We start from the raw sequence: 904 nt of genomic DNA on the forward strand, positions 1-904 counted from the left end.
CCGATCTTGGCGACCGACAGGCCGGCGGTGGCGAACAGGATCGGGAACAGGCCCCACGCCAGGCCGTCGTTGAGGTTGTTCACCATCCCGGCCTGGCTCGCCGCCGACAGCGCGGGCTCCCGCAGGCTCGTGCGGGTGAAGATCTCCCGGTCACTCGGCATGCCCTCCGCAGCAGCGGGGTGCTGTGTCGCTTCAAGCCGTGCGTGTTCTCGGGTCTCCCGCACGGCGAAGACGGTCAGTCCGATCCCGAGGACCACATAGGACAGTCCGAGCAGGAACGGTGCCGGGCGTAGCCCGTAGTGGGCGGCGAGGTAGCCGGTGGCGAGCGCGGTGACCGCGACGGCGATGTAGCCGGCGGCTTCGTTGAGGCCCATCGCGAGGCCGCGGCGGGACGGTCCGGCCAGGTCGATCTTCATGATCACGGTGGTGGACCAGGTCAGGCCCTGGTTGACGCCGAGCAGCACGTTCGCCGCGATCACCCAGCCCCACGACGGCGCCCAGATCAGCATCAGCGGTACGGGGATCGCGGCGAGCCAGCCGGCCAGCAGCACCGGGCGGCGGCCGAAGCGGTCGGACCAGGTGCCCGCGAAGTAGTTGGTGGCGGCCTTGGTCAGACCGAAGGCGATCACGTAGGTGAGCACGAAGGTGTAGCCGGTGAGGCCGAACTCGTCCTTGGCCAGCAGTGGCAGCACCGCGCGTTCCTGCCCGAGCACGCCGCCGACCAGTGCGTTGACCGCGACGAGCAGGCTGAACTGGGCGAGGTTGGCGCGCAGGCCGAGTTGGAGACTCACCGGCCGCTCTCCAGGCGTCCGCCGGTCGCGTCGGCCCAGTCCTGAGGTCCGCCGGTGAGTACGGCGACGTCGCGGTGGCCCGCCTGTTCGAGGAGGCTGGCGGCGCCCATGGC

At 70.7% G+C, this 904-nt stretch carries 1 protein-coding gene; it reads right to left on the reverse strand.

Annotation, left to right across the window (positions count from 1 at the left end; translation table 11 throughout):
* The coding region (locus tag SK571_RS46140) for an MFS transporter (RefSeq protein WP_319990428.1) at positions 1-791 on the reverse strand (791 nt) is incomplete at its 3' end.
* Between the last annotated feature and the right edge of the window lie 113 nt (positions 792-904).

The sequence above is a fragment of the Lentzea kristufekii genome (assembly GCF_033949925.1).
GTDB classification, from domain to species: Bacteria; Actinomycetota; Actinomycetes; order Mycobacteriales; family Pseudonocardiaceae; genus Lentzea; species Lentzea kristufekii.